The sequence below is a fragment of the Sphingomonas sp. 10B4 genome (genome assembly GCF_035019905.1).
In the GTDB taxonomy this organism is placed as follows: Bacteria; Pseudomonadota; Alphaproteobacteria; order Sphingomonadales; family Sphingomonadaceae; genus Sphingomonas; species Sphingomonas glacialis.
The window spans coordinates 1-480 of sequence record NZ_JASJVC010000196.1 but is presented as its reverse complement, the minus strand read 5'-3'; the positions used below and the strand labels follow the sequence as shown (position 1 = coordinate 480).

Annotated in this window: 1 protein-coding gene; it reads right to left on the bottom strand. The window is 57.3% G+C overall.

Annotated features, from left to right (window positions below; translation table 11 throughout):
• Positions 1-122 precede the first annotated feature (122 nt).
• Positions 123-362 carry a hypothetical protein gene (locus QN347_RS19440; RefSeq protein ID WP_323494350.1) on the bottom strand — a complete coding sequence of 80 codons (240 nt, stop codon included), beginning with the start codon at positions 360-362 and terminating at the stop codon, positions 123-125.
• Positions 363-480: the final 118 nt, after the last annotated feature.

The following is a 480-nucleotide window of genomic DNA, read 5'->3' as shown; positions in this document are numbered from 1 at the left end:
GCCCGCCGCGGTCGCCAAACCGCAAAGCCGGGTCGGCAAAGCCCTGGTACGAAGACTCATGAATAATCCAGGCTAGGCGAAGCAACGCGGCAACTCGCGCGTCCTCGTCATTCAGTTGCGCATCATCCATGTTGAGGTTCTTTCATCATGGCGCGAATCGCGACGGTCAGGTCGTCGGCATAGCTGTCGACCAGCGTCCGAACGCTTGCTTCGACAACGTCCTCTCCTAATCCGGCCGCTCGCAAACTTGCAACAAGAGAAGCCAAGTGAGACTGATGGCGTAGGACGCTATCTAAAAGCTGGGGTGGAATTTCGAGCGGTTGGGCAGAGGTTGGAGTCGGTTGAAGTTGATCGATACGCACAGGATCGTCCTCATAATCGGAGCGACCTTAAGCTTAGGCGACAGAGGTGGCTCGGTTCATTTGAACAGCTCGGCGCGATTGCTAAGTGGAGCGTCCGCCGGTTTCATGCCGCTGCGAG